The 17,944-nt window shown below is 68.3% G+C and carries 15 protein-coding genes and 1 tRNA gene; 7 read left to right on the top strand and 9 right to left on the bottom strand.

Annotated elements, in window-relative coordinates:
* The first annotated feature begins 1 nt into the window (after window position 1).
* The gene (locus AC1DYK_RS03320; RefSeq protein WP_478164956.1) at window positions 2-430 is read left to right on the top strand and encodes an RNA-binding S4 domain-containing protein; all 429 of its coding nucleotides are present in this window, start codon (window positions 2-4) and stop codon (window positions 428-430) included.
* 14 nt (window positions 431-444) lie between these two features.
* Window positions 445-1,251, top strand: a complete 807-nt coding sequence (locus AC1DYK_RS03315) for a PPK2 family polyphosphate kinase (protein ID WP_478164955.1) — start codon at window positions 445-447, stop codon at window positions 1,249-1,251.
* Between the two features lie 37 nt (window positions 1,252-1,288).
* Here AC1DYK_RS03315 and AC1DYK_RS03310 read toward each other — a convergent pair whose 3' ends face one another.
* From AC1DYK_RS03310 to cysS, 7 genes are all read right to left on the bottom strand, one after another.
* Window positions 1,289-1,456: a hypothetical protein gene (locus tag AC1DYK_RS03310; RefSeq protein WP_478164954.1), complete on the bottom strand. Its 168-nt coding sequence runs from the start codon at window positions 1,454-1,456 to the stop codon at window positions 1,289-1,291.
* Between the two features lie 253 nt (window positions 1,457-1,709).
* Window positions 1,710-1,802: transfer RNA gene (locus AC1DYK_RS03305), tRNA-Ser, on the bottom strand.
* 22 nt (window positions 1,803-1,824) lie between these two features.
* Window positions 1,825-3,093, bottom strand: coding sequence for an aspartate kinase (locus AC1DYK_RS03300; RefSeq protein ID WP_478164953.1), 1,269 nt, complete (start codon window positions 3,091-3,093; stop codon window positions 1,825-1,827).
* A gap of 85 nt (window positions 3,094-3,178) precedes the next feature.
* Complete coding sequence (gene tilS, locus AC1DYK_RS03295) at window positions 3,179-4,129, bottom strand: tRNA lysidine(34) synthetase TilS (RefSeq protein ID WP_478164952.1); 951 nt, start codon at window positions 4,127-4,129, stop codon at window positions 3,179-3,181.
* A gap of 37 nt (window positions 4,130-4,166) precedes the next feature.
* Window positions 4,167-5,147 carry an acetyl-CoA carboxylase carboxyltransferase subunit alpha gene (locus AC1DYK_RS03290; protein ID WP_478089428.1) on the bottom strand — a complete coding sequence of 327 codons (981 nt, stop codon included), beginning with the start codon at window positions 5,145-5,147 and terminating at the stop codon, window positions 4,167-4,169.
* Window positions 5,148-5,159: 12 nt separating this feature from the next.
* Window positions 5,160-5,810 carry a DNA-3-methyladenine glycosylase family protein gene (locus AC1DYK_RS03285; RefSeq protein ID WP_478165005.1) on the bottom strand — a complete coding sequence of 217 codons (651 nt, stop codon included), beginning with the start codon at window positions 5,808-5,810 and terminating at the stop codon, window positions 5,160-5,162.
* A gap of 17 nt (window positions 5,811-5,827) precedes the next feature.
* Window positions 5,828-7,204, bottom strand: a complete 1,377-nt coding sequence (gene cysS / locus AC1DYK_RS03280; protein ID WP_478164951.1) for a cysteine--tRNA ligase — start codon at window positions 7,202-7,204, stop codon at window positions 5,828-5,830.
* Between the two features lie 194 nt (window positions 7,205-7,398).
* Here cysS and AC1DYK_RS03275 point away from each other — a divergent pair, with 194 nt between their 5' ends.
* Genes AC1DYK_RS03275 through AC1DYK_RS03255 form a run of 5 tightly spaced genes read left to right on the top strand, consistent with a single transcriptional unit; the run spans window position 7,399 to window position 10,729 of the window.
* On the top strand, window positions 7,399-7,992 hold the full coding sequence (locus tag AC1DYK_RS03275) for a tetratricopeptide repeat protein (RefSeq protein WP_478164950.1): 594 nt from the start codon (window positions 7,399-7,401) through the stop codon (window positions 7,990-7,992).
* A gap of 52 nt (window positions 7,993-8,044) precedes the next feature.
* Complete coding sequence (locus AC1DYK_RS03270; protein WP_478164949.1) at window positions 8,045-8,632, top strand: peptidylprolyl isomerase; 588 nt, start codon at window positions 8,045-8,047, stop codon at window positions 8,630-8,632.
* Window positions 8,633-8,646: 14 nt separating this feature from the next.
* Entirely contained in the window at window positions 8,647-9,156 is a 510-nt protein-coding gene (locus AC1DYK_RS03265) for a peptidylprolyl isomerase (protein WP_478089431.1), read from the top strand.
* A gap of 17 nt (window positions 9,157-9,173) precedes the next feature.
* Window positions 9,174-9,935 (top strand): UDP-2,3-diacylglucosamine diphosphatase, encoded by a 762-nt coding sequence (locus AC1DYK_RS03260; protein ID WP_478164948.1) that lies wholly within the window; start codon window positions 9,174-9,176, stop codon window positions 9,933-9,935.
* Window positions 9,935-10,729: a M90 family metallopeptidase gene (locus AC1DYK_RS03255; protein WP_478164947.1), complete on the top strand. Its 795-nt coding sequence runs from the start codon at window positions 9,935-9,937 to the stop codon at window positions 10,727-10,729. Before AC1DYK_RS03260 ends, AC1DYK_RS03255 begins: the two co-directional genes overlap by 1 nt.
* Window positions 10,730-10,765: 36 nt before the next feature.
* Here AC1DYK_RS03255 and AC1DYK_RS03250 read toward each other — a convergent pair whose 3' ends face one another.
* Window positions 10,766-13,597: a DUF349 domain-containing protein gene (locus AC1DYK_RS03250; protein WP_478164946.1), complete on the bottom strand. Its 2,832-nt coding sequence runs from the start codon at window positions 13,595-13,597 to the stop codon at window positions 10,766-10,768.
* Between the two features lie 90 nt (window positions 13,598-13,687).
* A complete protein-coding gene (locus tag AC1DYK_RS03245; RefSeq protein WP_478164945.1) occupies window positions 13,688-17,515 on the bottom strand; it encodes a DUF748 domain-containing protein in 3,828 nt (1,275 codons plus the stop codon).
* Window positions 17,516-17,944 lie beyond the last annotated feature (429 nt).

Here is a 17,944-nt window from a genome sequence, read left to right as displayed (position 1 = left end):
CATGGACCGTCTTCGCATCGACAAATGGCTCTGGGCCGCGCGCTTCTTCAAGACGCGCTCGCTTGCCGCCGAGGAAATCGGCAAGAACCGCGTGCAGGTCAACGGCGACGTCGCCAAGGCCTCGCGCGAAGTCAAGGTGGGCGACACGGTGACGATGCGGCTCGGCAGCCTGTCGCGCGTGGTGCGGGTGCGCGGCATCAGCGGCCAGCGCGGCCCGGCCCCGATCGCGCAGCAGCTGTACGAAGAGACGCCCGAGAGCCTGGCGGCGCAGGCCGCCGCGCGCGAACAGCGCCGGCTCGGCAGCGAACCGGCGCTCGCCATCGAGCAGGGCCGGCCCACCAAGCGCGACCGGCGCGAGCTCGACGGCGCCCGCCGCGCCGACTGGGACAACCGCTGGAGCGCCTCGCTCGAGCCCGACGACAACGAGTGAAGGAACCCCCGCCGATGGCCAGCTTCAAGAAGTACCGCGTCGACAGCAAGTTCAGCCTGGCGGGCGTCGACCCCGCCGAGACGCCCTTTCTCGAGGGCAACGACGATGCGCAGCGCGCCGAGCTCGATGCCCTGGCCATCGAACTCGACACGCTGCAGAACCTGCTGCACGCCGAAGGGCGGCGCAAGCTGCTGCTGGTGCTGCAGGGCCTGGACACCAGCGGCAAGGACGGCACGATCCGCTGGGTGTTCTCGCGCACCTCGCCGCTGGGCGTCAAGGTGACCGCCTTCAAGGCCCCGACCGAGGAGGAGCGCGCGCACGACTTCCTGTGGCGCTGCCATGCCGCGGCGCCGCGCACCGGCGACATCACCGTGTGGAACCGCAGTCACTACGAGGACGTGCTGGTGCCGGTGGTCGAGGGCACGATCGGCAAGGACGAGACGCGGCAGCGCTTCGCGCTGATCAACGACTTCGAACGGCTGCTGACCCAGACCGGCACCGTCATCGTGAAATGCATGCTGCACATCAGCAAGGACGAGCAGCGCGTGCGCCTGCAGGCCCGCATCGACGAACCCGGCAAGCAGTGGAAGTTCGCGCTGGCCGATCTCGAGGTCCGCAAGAAATGGGATGCCTACCAGCAGGCCTACGACAAGGCGCTGGTCGCCACCTCGACCGACGAGGCGCCCTGGCACGTGATCCCGGCCGACAGCAAGCGGCACCGCAACCTGATGATCGCGCAATTGCTGGTCAAGACACTCAAGGGCATGAAGTTCAGCGTGCCCGAGGCCGACCCGGCGTTGAAGGGGCTGATCGTCCAATAGCGAGGGCGAGGGTTCGTCTCCGAACCCCGACCCTGGCTCAGAATTTCGGCACGATGCCGTACGCGATGATGGCCAGGAAGCCCACGATGCCGACCATCATGAGCGCCGGCCCCCACTTGCGTTCGCGCCAGGCGAAGCCGACGGTCATGATGGAGGCAAAGGTCACAGCGACGACGGAGGCAAGTTCGAGGGTGAATTCGGGCATGCGGGGATGTTACCCGGCGGCGCACCGGCGCCCTGCAGACGCCGCCCGGGGCGGGACGCGCGGGCGATGCCCATTCATTCGGCAGACCCTGATTCAGGCAGGCCCACAAGGCCGCGCACTGGGCATCGTCGGCGTCGAAGCGCGGCATGGCGCGTGGCAGCATGATGTGGGCGGGATCGGAATGCGCGCCTCAATGAAAAAGCCCCGTTGCACGGATGCAGCGGGGCTTTTTGGGATCGTCCAAGACGATGTCTGGCGGAACCGGAGGGATTCGAACCCTCGATGAGGCTCTACACCCCATACTCCCTTAGCAGGGGAGCACCTTCGGCCACTCGGTCACAGTTCCTGAGCCGTCAATTATGCCACGATCAAACCGTCGGCAGGTCCAGATCGAAGGCTTTGTGCAACGCGCGGACCGCGAGTTCCATGTATTTTTCGTCGATCACGACCGAAGTCTTGATCTCGCTGGTCGAGATCATCTGGATGTTGATGCCCTCTTCGCTCAGCACGCGGAACATCTTGCTCGCCACGCCGACGTGGCTGCGCATGCCGATGCCGACGATGCTGACCTTGCAGATCTTGGTGTCGCCGACGATGTCGGCCGCGCCCAGCGTGGGCAGCACCTTGTCCCTGAGCAGGTCGATCGCCTTGGCGTAGTCGTTGCGATGCACCGTGAAGCTGAAGTCGGTGCGACCGTCCTTGCTCAGGTTCTGGATGATCACGTCGACCTCGATGTTGGCGTCCGCGACAGCGCCGAGGATGTGGTACGCGATGCCCGGCTTGTCGGGCACGCCGAGCACCGAGATCTTGGCTTCGTCGCGGTTGAAGGCAATGCCGGATACGACGGCTTTTTCCATGTTTTCGTCTTCCTCGAAAGTGATCAGCGTGCCGGACTTGGCTTCTTCCTCGATGTCGATGTCCCAGGGCGTGAAGCTCGACAGCACGCGCAGCGGCACCTTGTACTTGCCGGCGAATTCGACCGAGCGGATCTGCAGCACCTTGGAGCCCAGGCTCGCCATCTCGAGCATTTCCTCGAAGCTCACGGTCTTGAGCCGGCGCGCGTCGGGCTCCACGCGCGGGTCGGTGGTGTAGACGCCGTCGACGTCGGTGAAGGTCAGGCACTCGTGGGCCTTCAGCGCCGCCGCGATCGCCACCGCCGAGGTGTCGCTGCCGCCGCGCCCGAGGGTCGTGATGTTGCCGCCCTCGTCCACGCCCTGGAAACCGGTGATGACGACGACGCGGCCGGCGTCGAGGTCGGCGCGCACGCGATCGTCGTCGATGCTCTCGATGCGCGCCTTCGTGTAGGCGCTGTCGGTCTTGACCTGGACCTGCCAGCCCGCATAGCTCACGGCCTCAAGGCCCTCGGCCTGCAGCGCGATCGCCAGCAGGGCCGATGAAGCCTGCTCGCCGGTTGCGGCAAGCATGTCGAGTTCGCGGGCGTAGGTGGTGCCGGCATTGCCGGGCGCCAGTTCCTTGGCCAGGCCGAGCAGGCGGTTGGTCTCGCCGCTCATGGCACTCGGGACCACGACCATCTGGTGGCCGGCGCGCGCCCACTTGGCGACGCGTTTGGCGACATTGCGGATGCGCTCGGTCGAGCCCATCGACGTGCCGCCGTATTTATGAACGATCAATGCCATGGGTGAAGTCAAAGAGAAGGGTTCGGACGCCGCAATGCCGGAATCCGTGCGCCCGCCGAGCCGAACTCAGCGCCGAGGCTGCGGGCTACGACAAGGGCGAAGCATTGTACCAACGCAGCACGCCGCCTTCCCGCTCGACCCGCCCGGCCGCGATCTTGAGGCGGATCCGGTGCCCCCGCGTGCTGCAGGCGGCGATCTGCGCCTGCAGCTGCAGGAGTTGCGCTTCACTGGGCACCGCGCCATGGTCGCGCCGCAGCCAGTGGCGCAGCGCATTGGCCAGACGCTCCTGCGGCAGCGCCCGCAACACGGCCAGCGCCGGCGGCGAACCGGCCTCGGCCAGATCCTGCTCGGCCAGCCCCGCGAGCAGGACGGAGGCCCTGGCGGCATTGCGTGCCGAGCGCGCAAAGGTGTCGCGGTACTGCGGCAGCGCTGCCTGCAGGGCCGGCAGCAGCAACTGGCGGATCCGGTTGCGCGTGAAGCGCAGGTCGCTGTTGCTGGGGTCTTCGATATGGCTCACGCCGGCGGCGGCGAGCCATTCGCGCAGCGCATCGGCCCGGAGTTCCAACAGCGGCCGGTGAAAGCTCACGCCATGCCGCTCCATGCGGCGCGGCATGCCGGCCAGCCCGTCGAGCCCGGCGCCGCGGCCGAGCGCGATCAGCATCGTCTCGACCTGGTCATCGGCGTGCTGGGCCAGCGCCACGTCCCGCAAACCCTGCGCCAGTGCCAGCGCCGCCAGCGTGGCGTAGCGAGCGCGGCGCGCGGCATCCTCCGGGCTCTCACCCGTCGCATGGCGGGCATCGACACGGGCCGCGTGCAAGGGCACGCCCAGGGCCGCGCAGGTGGCCGCGCAATGGCTCTCAAAGCGATCGGCCGCCTGCTGCAGCCCGTGATGCACGTGCAGCGCATGCACCTGCCCCGGCCAGCGCGCGGCGGCGGCATGCAGCAAGGCGGTGGAATCGGCGCCGCCGCTGTAGGCGACCGCCAAAGGCAGCGGCGCCGGCCAGGCCGCGAGTGCGTGGACGGCGGGGTTTTCCATGGCGACGGGCGAAACGGCGGCCGGCGGCCGCGGCGCCCTACTTGCCGCTGTCGGCCTTGGTGTCGGCGAAGCGGCCGTAGCTCTGCAGCCGCTCGTAGCGGCGGTTCAGCAGATCCTTGGTCGACAGGTCGCTGACCTGGCGGAACGAGTCGTTGAGCGCGCGCTTGAGGAAGGCCGCCATCTGGCGGTGGTCGCGATGCGCGCCGCCGACCGGTTCGTTGACGATCTTGTCGACCAGGCCCAGCGCCTTGAGGCGGTGCGCCGTGATGCCCAGGGCATCCGCGGCTTCCTGGGCACGATCACTGGTCTTCCAGAGGATCGAGGCGCAGCCTTCGGGGCTGATCACCGAATAGATCGAGTACTGCAGCATCACCAGCTGGTCGCCGACCGAGATCGCCAGCGCGCCGCCGGAGCCGCCCTCGCCGATGATGGTGACGATGATCGGCACCTCGAGCTGCGCCATCTCGAAGATGTTGCGGCCGATGGCCTCCGACTGGCCGCGCTCCTCGGCGTCGATGCCCGGATAGGCGCCCGGCGTGTCGACGAAGGTGAAGACCGGCAGCTTGAACTTCTCGGCCGTCTTCATGAGCCGGAGCGCCTTGCGGTAGCCCTCGGGCTTGCTCATGCCGAAGTTGCGCGCGGTGCGCTCCTTGGTGTCGCGGCCCTTCTGGTGGCCCAGCACCATGCAGGGCGTGCCGTTGAAGCGCGCCAGGCCGCCCACGATCGACAGATCGTCCGAGAAGTGGCGGTCGCCATGCAACTCGACGAAGTCGGTGAAGATCTCGTTCACGTAATCGAGCGTGTAGGGGCGCTCGGGATGGCGGGCGATCTTGGTGATCTGCCAGGGCGTCAGGTCGCTGTAGATGTCCTTGGTGAGCTGCAGGCTTTTCTTGCCCAGTTGATCGATTTCTTCAGAGATGTCGACCGCGGATTCGGTCTGTACATAACGCAGTTCTTCGATCTTGCTTTCGAGCTCGGCCACGGGCTGCTCGAAGTCGAGAAAGGTTCGTTTCGCCAACGTCTTCTCCTGTTATTCAGTAACGACCGGTTGCGGGTCGAGCGATCGCCAAATATACCAAGTCGCCACGCTGCAATACGGCGCCCAGGCGACGGCCACCTCGCGGGCGTCGCTGCGGCTGACCGGATCACCCGAAAAATAGTTCTGGCTGATGCCGCTGATCAGGCCGGGGTCGTCCAGCGGCAGCACGTTGGGGCGCATCAGGTGGAAGATCAGGAACATCTCGGCGGTCCATCGAGAGATACCGCGGATCGCGATCAGTTCCGCGATGATCATCTCGTCGGACATGTTTTCCCAGGCGTCGACGTGCACCGCGCCCGAGTCGAAATGGATCGCCAGATCGACCAGGTACTCGACCTTGCGCGCCGAGAGGCCGGCGCCGCGCATGTCGTCAACCTTGAGCTTCAGCACGCTGGCCGGCGTCAGCTTGCGCGGCAGTTCCACGAAGCGGCGCCAGACCGTCTGCGCCGCCGGCACCGAAATCTGCTGGCCGACAATGCTGCGTGCGAGGGTCGTGAATGGGTCGCCGCGCGACTCCAGGCGGACGTCGCCGAAGCGCGGGATCAGCCGCTTCATGACGCGGTCCTTCCGGGCCAGGTGCTTGCAGGCGTCCTCCCAGTAATCGGGCGTGAAGACCTGGACGGTCGGCTCCTTGGCGGCCATGGTGCGGGTGGCGGCGCTCACTGCGCCGAGGTCCAGGTGGTGCCGCTCGCCGAGTCCTTCAGCACGATGCCCTGGGCCAGCAGCTCGCGGCGGATGCGGTCGGCCTCGGCGAAGTCCTTCGCCGCCTTGGCATCGGCGCGCTGCTGGATCAGGGCCTGGATGGTGGCCTCGTCGAGCGTGCTGCCGGCCTGCAGGAAGGCCTGCGGATCGGCTTGCAGCAGGTTCAGGCAACCGGCCAGCGCCTTCAGCAGGCCGGCCGCCTCGCTCGACTGCGTGCGATTGACCTCACCCGCGAGGTCGAACAGCACGGCCACGGCTTCGGGGGTGCCGAAGTCTTCGTCCATCGCCGCCTTGAAGCGCGCCGCATAGGGGTTGCCCCAGTCGATCGCCACCGGCGCCGGCGGCACCAGGGCGAGCGCGTTGTACAGCCGACGCAGCGAATTGCGCGCGTCGCCCAGATGCACGTCGCTGTAGTTGAGCGGGCTGCGGTAGTGCGCCCGGACGACGAAGAAGCGCACGGTTTCGGCGTCGAATTTCTTCAGCACGTCGCGGATCAGGAAGAAATTGCCCAGGCTCTTGGACATCTTCTCGTCGTCGATGTTGATGAAGCCGTTGTGCATCCAGGTGCGGGCCAGCGGCTTGCCATTCGCGCCTTCGCTCTGCGCGATCTCGTTCTCGTGGTGCGGAAACTGCAGGTCGGCGCCGCCGCCATGGATGTCGAGGGTCTCGCCGAGCAGTTGGCAGGCCATGGCCGAGCACTCGATGTGCCAGCCGGGACGGCCGGCGCCGAAGTCGCTGGCCCACTTGACCTCGTCGGGCTCGGCCGGCTTGGCGCTCTTCCAGAGCACCGGATCGAGCGGGTCGTCCTTGCCGTCGAGCACGGCCACGCGCTCGCCGGCATGCAGCTCGTCGAGCGTCTTGCCGCTGAGCTTGCCGTAACCGGGGAACTTGCGCACGGCGAAGTTCACGTCGCCGTTGGACGAGCGGTAGGCCAGGCCCTTCTGCTCAAGCGTGGAGATCATCGACAGCATCTGCGGAATGAACTCCGTGGCACGCGGCTCGTGTGTAGGCCGTTCGATGCCGAGTGCGTCGGCGTCTTCGTGCAAGGCGTCGATCATCCGATCGGTGAGCGCCCGGATGCTCTCGCCGTTCTCGACCGCGCGGCGGATGATCTTGTCGTCGATGTCGGTGATGTTGCGCACGTAGTCCACCACCAGGCCCGAGGTCTTGAGCCAGCGCTGCACCACGTCGAAGGCGATCATCGAACGCGCATGGCCCAGGTGGCAGTAGTCGTAGACCGTCATGCCGCACACGTACATGCGCACCCTGCCGGGTTGCAGAGGGGAAAATTTCTCCAGTTCACGCGAGAGCGTGTTGTAGATGCGAAGACTCATGAGGCTCGGAAACGTCGATTCGCGCACGTGCTGGAACGGGCGAACGATGGGGGTTTTTCAGGGGTGACGGGGGGTGTGGCGACGAACGGCTGGAGATGGCCCCTCGGCTACAATCACGCCCAGTATAAACGGCCACCGCCGGAAGTTTTCCGCGTGTTTACGAGGCCCGCGTCCCCTCCTACTCTCGAGGCTCCATGCAGCACGCCGCTTTCTACCCCTCCTCCTTCATGCCCCGCACCTTCCGGATCCTCGCCGCACTCCTGCTCGCGCTGCTGGTCGGCGCCGCCCACGCGGACGACTACGCCGACGTCAACACCCTGCTGCGCCAGGGCAAGGCCGACCAGGCGCTGGCCAAGGCGGACGCCTACATCGCCGGCAAGCCGCGCGACCCGCAGATGCGCTTCCTGCGCGGCGTGATCCTGACCGAGCAGGGCAAGCAGGCCGACGCGGTCGCGGCCTTCACGGCGCTGACGCAGGATTTCCCGGAGCTGCCCGAGCCCTACAACAATCTGGCCGCGCTCTATGCAGCCCAGAGCCAGTTCGACAAGGCGCGGGCCGCGCTCGAGATGGCGATCAAGCTCAACCCCGACTACGCGACGGCGCACGAGAACCTCGGCGACGTGTATGCGCGGCTGGCCGCCCAGTCCTACGGCCGTTCGCTGAAGCTGGAGGCCGGCAACACCACGGTGCCGCCGAAGCTCGCGCTGGTGCGCCAGATGTTCGGCGCGCCGGCCGCGGACACCCTGCCGCCGGCGCTCCCGCCGGTGCGCAAGCCGGTGCGCAACTGAACCCTTTCCAGAACGCGCCGCCGCAGCGCACTCACCTGAAAGCGATCCACCCGTGAATCTACAAGTCCTGTCGCGCCGCCGGGCCCTCGCCCTGGCTGCCACGCTGGCCCTTGCCGCCACTGCCGTGCCCAGCTGGGCGCAGAGCGCGCCGCGCGTCAAGCTCGCTACCTCGGCCGGCGACATCGTGATCGAACTGGCGCCCGACAAGGCGCCCAAGACGGTCGAGAACTTCCTCCAGTACGTCAAGGACAAGCAGTACGACGGCACGGTGTTCCACCGCGTCATCGACGGCTTCATGATCCAGGGCGGCGGCTTCACGCCCGACCTGAAGCAGAAGCCGACCCGCGCGCCGATCCCGCTCGAGGCCAAGAACGGTCTCAAGAACGACAAGTACACGATCGCCATGGCGCGCACGTCGGACCCGAACTCCGCCACCGCGCAGTTCTTCATCAACGTGAAGGACAACACCATGCTCGACGCGCCGAACCCCGACGGCCACGGCTACGCGGTGTTCGGCAAGGTGGTCTCGGGCGCCGACGTGGTCGACAAGATTCGCGCCGCACGCACGGGCATCAAGGCCGGCATGCCGGACGTGCCGGTCGAAACCATCACCATCCAATCCGCCACCCTGGCGAAGTAAACAAAGGAACTCCCATGAGCAACCCGCAAGTCGAACTGCACATCAAGGACAAGGGCGTCATCACGCTCGAACTCGATCAGGACAAGGCCCCCAAGACGGTCGAGAACTTCCTCGCCTACGTCACCAAGGGTCACTACGACAACACGGTGTTCCACCGCGTGATCCCGGGCTTCATGGTCCAGGGCGGCGGCTTCGAGCCCGGCATGACCCAGAAGCCGTGCGGCGCCGAGATCCAGAACGAGGCCAACAACGGCCTCAAGAACGACAACTACACGGTCGCCATGGCGCGCACCAACGCGCCCCACTCGGCCACCGCGCAGTTCTTCATCAACGTGGCCGACAACGGCTTCCTGAACCACACGGCCCCTTCGGCCCAGGGCTGGGGCTATGCGGTGTTCGGCAAGGTCGTCGGCGGCAAGGAAGTAGTGGATGCGATCAAGGCCGCCAAGACCGGCCGCAAGGGTTTCCACGATGACGTGCCGCTCGAGGACGTCGTGATCGAGAAGGCCGTCGTCAAGGCCTGAGGCCCTGACACCCGCGCATGGCGGCTTTCGCCGAGATCGTCGCGCCCTCGGCCTGGCGCACGGTCGACCTCATCTCCGACCTGCACCTGCAGGCGGCGGAGCCCGCCACCGTCGACGCCTGGCGGGGCTACCTCGACACCACGCCGGCCGACGCCGTGTTCATTCTCGGCGACCTGTTCGAGGTCTGGGTCGGGGACGACGCCGCCGCCCTGCCCGGCTTCGAAGCGCAATGCGCCGACGTGCTGCGCGCGGCATCCGCGCGGCGGCCGGTCTTTTTCATGCACGGCAATCGCGACTTCCTGGTCGGTGCCGACTTCGCGGCGCGCTGCGGCATGACGCTGGTCGCCGATCCGACGGTACTGGTGCTGCACGGCGAACGCTGGCTCCTGAGCCATGGCGACGCGCTGTGCCTCGAGGACACCGAGTACCTGCGTTTCCGGGACCAGGTGCGTACGCCCGAGTGGCAGCAGGCGCTTCTGGCCCGCCCGCTCGAGGAGCGCCGCACGCTCGCGCGTTCGGTGCGGGCCCAGAGCGAAGACCGCAAGCGCAGCGCCGACATGGTCTGGGCCGATGTCGATGCCGATGCCGCGCGCGCCTGGCTGCGGCAGGCCGGCGCCAGTACCCTGGTGCATGGCCACACCCACAGGCCGGCGATCCACGACCTCGGACAAGGCTTGCGCCGCATCGTGCTGAGCGACTGGGACGCGGCGGCGCACCCGCCGCGCGCCCAGTTGCTGTGCCTGTCGAGCGCCGGCGCCCAGCGCGTCGATCTGCGCTGATGTTCGGCTGGCTGCGCCGGCTGCGCGCCCCCGCCCGCCTGCCCGACGCCGCCTGGCAAGCCACGCTGGCACGCTACCCGTTCCTGGCCGAACGGCCGGCGGCCGACCTGGAGCGGTTGCGCGGACTGGCCGCGGCCTTTCTTCGCGACAAGCAGTTCCATGGCGCGCACGGCTTCGTCATCACCGACGAGGTGGCGCTGGCGGTCGCCGCCCAGGCCGTGCTGCCGGTGCTGCACCTGAAGGGCGGCATGCGCTGGTACGACGATTTCGTCGGCATCGTGATCCATCCCTCGGAGGTGGTGGCGCACCGCACGGTGACCGACGCCACCGGGGTGGTGCACCAGTACGACGAGATCGTCGCCGGCGAGGCCATGGACCGCGGGCCGGTGATGCTGAGCTGGCAGGACGTGTTGGCCAGCAGCGTCACGCGGGCCGATGGCTACAACGTCGTGATCCACGAGTTCGCCCACAAGATCGACATGCGCAGCGGCACGGCCGATGGCTGTCCGCCACTGCCGCCGGGCTTCCTGGGCACGTGCAGCGCGCGAGAGGCACGCAGCGCCTGGTTCGCGGTGCTGCAGCCGGCCTATGAGGCCCTGCGCGAGAAAGCCATCCTGGCCGAGCGTTTCGGCGGCGAGGAGCCTTGGCTGGACCCCTACGGGGCCCAGTCGCCGGCCGAGTTCTTCGCCGTGGCGTGCGAGGCCTACTTCGTGAACCGCGCAGCGCTGCAGGCCGAGTTGGGCGCGCTGGTGCAGATGTTCGACGCGTTTTTCACCGCGCCTCAGAGCCGCTGAGCAGCGGTCGCCCCGCCCGGGGCAACCGTGCCGCCATCACTTGCGCAGCAGCGCCTTGAGGGCGTTCTGAAGCCGGCGTGCCGAGACCGCATCGTGGTTGGCGGCCAGCACCTTGCCGGCGTCCTGGCCCCAGGTCTGTTCGGGTGTCGGGTCGCCGCGCCGGGTCAGGAGCTTGAGCTGCAAGGCGCGACGGGCGTCCAGCTGCTCGGCCGGCGTCGGCACTTCCGCCGCCATTTCAAGCCGCAACAGCGCCTCGGCCGCTTCGGCCGACGGGGCCGAGGGCGCGGTGCCCAGGGCCTGCGACCAGCCGCTGCGCACCGCCGGCGTCACCGCGCGGCCCAGTTCCTGGACGCTGGGCAGCTGCGCGGCATCGCGCTTTTCCCAGGCGCCGAGCACCTGCGTGAGCGCTTCGCCATGGGCTTGCGAAGCCAGCTTGCGCAGCGCGAAATCGGCGCGCTCGAGCGCTTCGCGCTGAGCCCGGAAAGCAGCATCGCCCAAGCGGGGGCCGCGATCCTCGAAGCGCGGCGGGCGGTCGCCGAAGCGTCCGCCGCCGGCCGGCGCACCCCGGTCGCCGGGACGCGGCGGCCGGTCACCGGTACGGCCACCCGGGCCTCCGGGGCCGCGGCCATCGCGTCGGTCGCCGAACTTGCCGCCGCGTCCTGCGGGCACGGCATCGGCCTTCTTGTTGCCGGGCCGGTCGTCGCCGCGCACGGCGATCACCGGCTTCGGGGCCGGCTTCGGCGCGGGCGCCGGGCTGGCCGGCACCGCTTCGGCGTCGGAGCGGGCGGAAGGATCGGCCCCATCGGCCGGGGCGACGAGGTCGGGCGCGGGCGCAGCTGCGTCCGCGGACGCAGCGACAGGCAGCGCCTCGGCGTCCTCGGGTGCGGGCGCCTGCTCGGCGCTCTCGCCGAATTCGGCCGCAGCCTGGCCCGGGGCCACCACTTCGGTCGCTCCCATGGCGGGTCCGTCGGCGGCCGCGGCCGCTGCCGGCGCTGCGGCCTTGGGCGCCGGCGGTGGCGCTTCTCCGCGCAGCGCGGCTTCAAGCTGGGCCACCGCGGCGCGGATCTTCTGCGCATCACCCGTGCTGTTGGCCGCCTCGAGCGCCTTGGAGGCATCCAGCACGTGACGATCGTGATCGCTCATCGCGGCCGAGACTTTTTCGCGCTCGGCCGTCTTGCGATTGAAGGCCTCGTCGATCGGAGCCCGGAAGGCATCCCAGAGCTTTTGCTCGTGGCGGCGATCCAGCGGCACCGATTGCGCCTCCTGCTGCCAGCGCTGCTGCAGCGCCTTGACCGCATCGATGCGCAGCATCGGCGCCGCGCCGAGTTCGGCCGCCTCGGCGATCATGGCCTGGCGGCGCTCGACGCTGGCTTTTTGCGCCGTTTCGAAAGGCGCGCGGGCGGCGCCGAAGGCCTCGTTCCACTGGGCCTGCAGCTCGGCAAAGACCTTTTCTCCCACGTGGCCTGCATCGCGCCAGCGATCGGCGAACTGATGCAGCGCGCGGTTATGCGCCTTCAGATCCGACGCCTGGGCATGCTCCGCGGCCCAGGCCTTGACTTCCTCGATCAACGCGGTGCGCAGCGCGCGGTGCTCTGCGGCATCGGCGCGGACCTTCTCGAGCCAGGCCTCGACGACCTTGTGGGCTTCGTTGCAGGCTTCATCGAAACGCTTCCAGAGCGCGTGGTTGGGTACGCCGCCCTGGTCGGATTGCTTCCATTGCTCGCGCAGGGCGCGCAGGGTCTCCTGCATCTTGCGTCCCCCGAGCGCCTGGCCTTCGGGCCGCTTCAGCAGGCCCTCGGCCTTGGCGACCAGGTCTTCGCGCACCTTGTCGGCGCTCCAGCGCTGCCAGCCCTCGAGCTCGCCCGCCGCCACCAGGGCCGCATGGACCCGGGCCTCGAGCGGCGCCTCGACCAGCTTGCCGTGTTCCTTGAGCACCGCGCGCAGCGCGGCCGCCGCGCCGGCGCTGGCCTTGCCATGCCCCTCGGCGGTTTCCTGCTCGAGCTTGGCGAGCGCGGCCTGCACCGCATCCTGCGCCGCTGCACGCTTCTCCGGATCGACCTTGGGAGCCGCCGGCCTGGCCGCTGCGGCGGGCGCGGCTTCGGCCGTGCCGCCACGGGCCACGCGCAATTCGTCGGCCCACACGGGCACCGGCGGCAGCGGCGCGGCGGCGTCCGCCGCCGCAGCCACGGCCAGCGCCAGTGCACCGTTGAAGGCTTCGGAAACCACCAGCAGCTGCGCCTTGGAGGATTCGAGTTGCGGCGCGAAACGGGCGTCCAGACTGCTCCAGTTGGGGTCGGCCGTGATCTCGGCCGCCTGCTGCTGCCAGTGGGCGACGTCGGCGCGCAGCGCCTCCTCGACCCCCTGGGCATCGCGCCAGCTCTTGGTTGAGAGCACTTCGAAGCGCTGCGCCAGCAGCACCGCCGCCTCGCGATGCACCTGCGCGCGATGCTGCAGGTCCTCGATCCCCTTCACGCGCTCGGCCAGCCGGGCCTTGAAGCCTGCAAGCGGCTCGCGCGAGAGCGGCGCACCGGCCTTGGCGGCATCACGCTGCCAGGCCAGCGCATCGGCGATGTTGAGCTTCGGCTGGGCCAGCAGGGCCTCGGCCTTGTGCGCCCATTCGACGGCGATCGCCTCCTGCCCCTTGGCGCGCTTGAGCTCGTCGAGCTTCTCGCGCAACAGCCGGGCGGCGCCCTTGTCGCGTCCGCTCAGCTCCTTGAAGACGTCCTGCATCTGCTCGGGCGACGGGTTGGCCGCGAGCCAGTCCCGGATGCGCTGGGCGCGCTCGCCCGAGGTGGGCGCGGTGAAGGCGCCTCCGGTCAAGGTATCGAGGGACTGGAGGTCGTGAGGCTTGGAGGAAGTTGAAGTCACTGAGCGAATGTCGTTATCTTTAGGGGAAAAGCGAGGCGCCGGCATTTGCCGGCGCAGGGCTCCATTTTCACCGACTTGCGGCGATCCGGGTCAACGGGTCGCCAGTTTCAGTTCGGCACCGGGTTTCCAGTCGGCACCTTCGGCCTTGGTGCGCACCGCGCCGAGGAACAGGCGCTCACTGGGCAGCTTCTGCGCCAGCAGGTAGTCGCGCGCCGCGGCGCCGCGCTCCACGGCCAGTTGCCGCATCGATTCCTCGTCGACCGCGATGCTGGCCAGCAGCAGATTTTCCATCTCCTGGGTCGGCAGGTCCTTGGCCAGGCCGACCATGTTGCGCGGCTTGGTGACCTCCGAACGCTTGTAGACCGCGGCCAGCAACTCCGGATACTCGGCGTCGGTGACCGGACCGACCTCGGCCGCATCCTTGCCGGCACGCACCGCGATGCGGCGCTTCTCGACCTGCGTCAACGCGCGCAGGCGCTGGCGCTGGTAGGCGTCGCGCTCCTTCTCGAGGCTCGAGGTGCCGATCACCGTCATCTGCAGGGCCGGACGGTCGTTCAGCGCCTTGGCCACCTTGTCGAGGTTTTCCTTCGCCTCCTGGGACAGCTCCGAGCTGCCCGGCGCGAAGGCGATCGTGCTGGCGTCGCCGCCGCCGCCGCCGAACCCACCGGTCAGCAAGGCGAAGGGCGCGGTGGCGGCCTTGGCGATCAGATTGACGATCGCCTTCAGGATCAGCGGGCCGACGCTGAACTCCGGGTCGTTGATCGACCCCCGCAGCGGCAGGTCGATGTCGATCACGCCGTTGCGGTCGGCCAGCAGCGCCACGGCCAGCCGCACCGGCAGGCTGGCCGGCGCGCCTTCGACCGGTTCGCCGAACTGCAGCTGGTTCAGCACCAGCTTGTTGGCCGCGGTCAGCGTGCCGTCGGGCGCGATCTTGTAGTTGACGTCCATGCTGAGCTTGCCGCGCTCGATGCCGTGGCCCGCGAAACGGATCGTGTAGGGCGACAGCGGCGGCAGGTCGAGCTCCTTCATCCGGGCCGTGATGTCGAGTTCGAGCGGCTTGACCAGCGGGTTGAGCTTGCCGGTGATCTCGAGCGACGCCGTCTGCTGGGCCTTGCCGCGCAGTTCGAGGTCGGCCAGGACCGGCTTGTCGCCCTGGGGCTTGGACGAAAAGGCGCTCAGCTTGCCGGTCAGCTCGGTCAGGTCGGCCGAGTAGTTGGGCTTGATGAACAGGTCGGAGAAGTCGATCCGGCCGTTGACGAGGCTCATGGGCCCGAAGGTGATGACCGGTGCCGGGCCGCTGTCGGCCKCGGCCGGCGCCGCGGCCGCCACCGGCGCTGGGGCCGGGGCTGCGGCACCGCCGCCGACCATCAGCTCCGCCGGCGGCGCCGCTGGCGGCACCCGAGCGGAGGAGCGCGCCGAGCGTGGGCGGCTGGTGGTCGTGGTGGTGCCCGACAGGGTGCGCTTGGTTTCGACTTCGGTAGCCGCCGCTTCCGCCTCCACCGGCTGACCGGGCTTCTTGACCAGGTACAGCAGATTGAGCTTGCCGGTCGGATCGATGATGACGCGGGCGAAGAAGTCGCTCAGCGAGGTCTCGCGCACATCGACCTTGAGCGGCGTGCCCGGCACCATGTTCACCTCCAGGCCGCGCAGGCCCAGGGTCTTCCAGCTCAGCAGTTGCCGGTTGGTCGAGAGGCCCGGCGCCTGCGTCAGCACCACGCTGTTGGCACGGAAATCGTCGATGGCCGTGTCACCGGCCAGGCGCACGCTCATGCCCGCGGGCAGGGTCGCGACCTTGACCGTGCCCCGGTAGCTCGCGAAGGCGCGGCGGATGTCTATATTGAGTGCATCCGCGTAGTAGGCCTTGAAGGCATGGGCCGGCATCGAAGCCAGCACCAGCCGGCCTTCGGCCGCGATCGGCTTGAGCACCAGATTGCCGTCGTACTCGAAGCGGCCAGGCTCCGCGCGACCGGCGGCGATGCGCCCGGACAGCTTGAGCGGCGACACCGTGGCGGTGTTCGGCGTGACCTTCTGCGCGTTCAGCTTGAGCGCGCTGATCTCGAAGGCCACCGGCGTGGCGCCGGCATTGTCGGCATAGGACAGCGTGCCGTTGTCGACCGCCAGCGTGCCGATGGCCAGCGCCCACGGCGTCGTGTTGGCGCCCGGCGGCACCGCCCCCTCGCCCGCCTTCGGACTCCTGGGCGCTGCGACCTTCGCATTCTCGGCCACGCCCTGGCTGTTGCCCGCAGGCGCCTTCAGCCAGCGCTCGAACATCCAGCGCTTCTGGTCGTCGCGCTCGATGCGCATCTTCGGGTTCGAAGCGGTGAACGAGGCGATCGCCAGCGTGTGCTTCGTCATGTCGACTTCGGCATCGACCAGTTCGAAGCGGCCGACGCTCGCCAGCGCGGTCTTCTCCTGGGTCAGCGCCAGTCCCTCGGCGACCACGCTGCGGGCCTTGAACCTGAGATCGGGGCCGCTCCACTCGACATCGATCTTGCCGCTCAGCTTGCCGTCCAGCGTGGGTTCGAGGCTCTGGGCCAGGTAGGGCGCGGCCAGCGACAGCGGCAGCGCATCCACCTCGGTGCTGACCTTGGCTTGCTTGTCGGTGGCCTCGCCGTTGAACTTGAGCGCAGCGCCGCCGATCGAGCTCGAGCCGCTGAAGGTGGCCGGTTTCTCCATCGGCCAGGCCACGGCGTGGACCTCGACCGCCAGTTGCTTCACGTCGATGGCGGCGGCGGGCTGGGTGGTCTGGTCGCGCCAGCCGATCCGGCCATCGCTCAGCGCCACCTTGTCGACCTGGACCCGCCAGGCCAGCGGCTCGGGCACCTTGGCCGCGCCGTCGTCCGCCGGCGCCGAGACCGGGACCGCCGCCACCTTCTCGCTCGCCCCGGTCGCAGGGTCGGTCGCCAGCAGGTTGAGCCGTCCGGCCGCGTCGCGCGCCACGACGAGGTCCGGCCCGGCCAGCGCCACTTCGCCCAGGTGGACCGCCCGCTCCAGTGGCCGGACGTCGGCCAGCGCGATCTTCAGCGAATCGAAGCCCAGCAGGTCGCGCCCCTTCGAATCGGCCAGCTTGATGCCGTTCGCGGCGATGCTGCCGGTGATCTTGAGTCCTGTGGTGGCGGCTTGCTCGAAATCGATCCTGAGGTCGGCATCGAGCTTGCCCGCCTGCAGCGCCACCGGCAGGCCGCCCGGGATGTAGCCCAGGTAGGGCACCAGATCCAGCCCCTGGAAGTTGATGTGCGCGTCGGTCTTGCGGTTGTCGGCAAAGGGCGTCGACTGCGCCGCCGAATCGAACTTGCTGCCATTCAGGACGAAAGCCAGCTTCGGTTCGGTCTTGATCTCGCGCTGGGAGGCCAGGTTGCTGAGAAAAGGCACGCTGAGGGCGAAATCGCGCAGCTCATGCCTGCGCTTGACCGTTGCATCGGTGAAATCGACAGCACCGTCGGTGATTGCGATGTTGTAGATGGCGAAACGCGGCGGTTCCTTCTTGGGCGCATCGGGCGGCTCCGGCGCGGGCGTGAGCCTGGCCAGGATGTCGTCGATGTCATAGCGGCCATCGGCCAGGTGCGACAGCTGGATCGAGGGCGCCTCGATCCTGATCGCGTCGATCACCGGCGCCAGGCGCAGGATCGACTGCAGTTCGGCATCGGCGTAGATCCGCTTCACCGCCACCTGCGGCTGACTGCCGTCGGCGGTGGCGATGCGCAGGTCGTGCACCGCGACCTCGAGCGTCCAGGGCTTGAAGTCGATCTTGCCCACCGTGACCTGCCGGCCCAGCTTCTCGCTGGCGATCTTTTGCACCTGCGCCTTGACGATCGGCGGCACCGCGAGCCAGGCAATCAACCAGACGGAAAGCAGGATCAGCAATGCCAGGACCCCGCGCCGCACCCATTTGTTCTGTTTCAGCAAAGCAGCATTCATCGAGCGGGAGTGTGCCCCAAACGCCAAGCGATGCCCAAATGAGAAAGCCCGGCGACCCGACGCGAAGTCGTGCCACCGGGCTCGATGGCGGGCGCAACGCCCATGCCATCCTTTCGCTCGACCAGAAGTTCAATCGTTCCGGTCATGCTGGCAGCAAGAGATTGCCACCGTTGGGCCTCAGCCGCTGAACCGTCGGATGACTCCTTCGGCTACTGGACCTTGGTAGACGCCTGAAAGCTCAGGCATGTTCAGCCTAAGCGCTGCGCGAAGGGTTTGCAAATCGCGTTTTCAATGAAGCTTGCCGCGTCGATTCGCGTACTATTTCATACATCTTTTTACATCGGAATTAGAATAACAAACCAAATTGTTATTCTTGACCGGGTATTTAGCCACTCCTAGAATGCCAACCTTTCCCGGATCGCAAGGCGG

This window comes from Variovorax sp. P2_H12, from assembly GCF_056403395.1.
The sequence above is the reverse complement of the archived record's forward strand: the minus strand, read 5'-3'. Positions and strand labels throughout refer to the sequence as shown.

Excerpts from the sequence above, each read along its gene's own strand:
- AC1DYK_RS03255 (WP_478164947.1), top strand. The coding sequence starts at position 9,935 with ATGTTCGGCTGGCTGCGCCGGCTGCGCGCCCCCGCCCGCCTGCCCGAC.
- AC1DYK_RS03300 (WP_478164953.1), bottom strand. The coding sequence starts at position 3,093 with ATGGCATTGATCGTTCATAAATACGGCGGCACGTCGATGGGCTCGACC.
- AC1DYK_RS03275 (WP_478164950.1), top strand. The coding sequence starts at position 7,399 with ATGCAGCACGCCGCTTTCTACCCCTCCTCCTTCATGCCCCGCACCTTC.
- AC1DYK_RS03285 (WP_478165005.1), bottom strand. The coding sequence starts at position 5,810 with ATGGCCGCCAAGGAGCCGACCGTCCAGGTCTTCACGCCCGATTACTGG.
- AC1DYK_RS03265 (WP_478089431.1), top strand. The coding sequence starts at position 8,647 with ATGAGCAACCCGCAAGTCGAACTGCACATCAAGGACAAGGGCGTCATC.
- tilS (WP_478164952.1), bottom strand. The coding sequence starts at position 4,129 with ATGGAAAACCCCGCCGTCCACGCACTCGCGGCCTGGCCGGCGCCGCTG.
- AC1DYK_RS03260 (WP_478164948.1), top strand. The coding sequence starts at position 9,174 with ATGGCGGCTTTCGCCGAGATCGTCGCGCCCTCGGCCTGGCGCACGGTC.
- cysS (WP_478164951.1), bottom strand. The coding sequence starts at position 7,204 with ATGAGTCTTCGCATCTACAACACGCTCTCGCGTGAACTGGAGAAATTT.
- AC1DYK_RS03320 (WP_478164956.1), top strand. The coding sequence starts at position 2 with ATGGACCGTCTTCGCATCGACAAATGGCTCTGGGCCGCGCGCTTCTTC.
- AC1DYK_RS03310 (WP_478164954.1), bottom strand. The coding sequence starts at position 1,456 with ATGCCCGAATTCACCCTCGAACTTGCCTCCGTCGTCGCTGTGACCTTT.
- AC1DYK_RS03315 (WP_478164955.1), top strand. The coding sequence starts at position 445 with ATGGCCAGCTTCAAGAAGTACCGCGTCGACAGCAAGTTCAGCCTGGCG.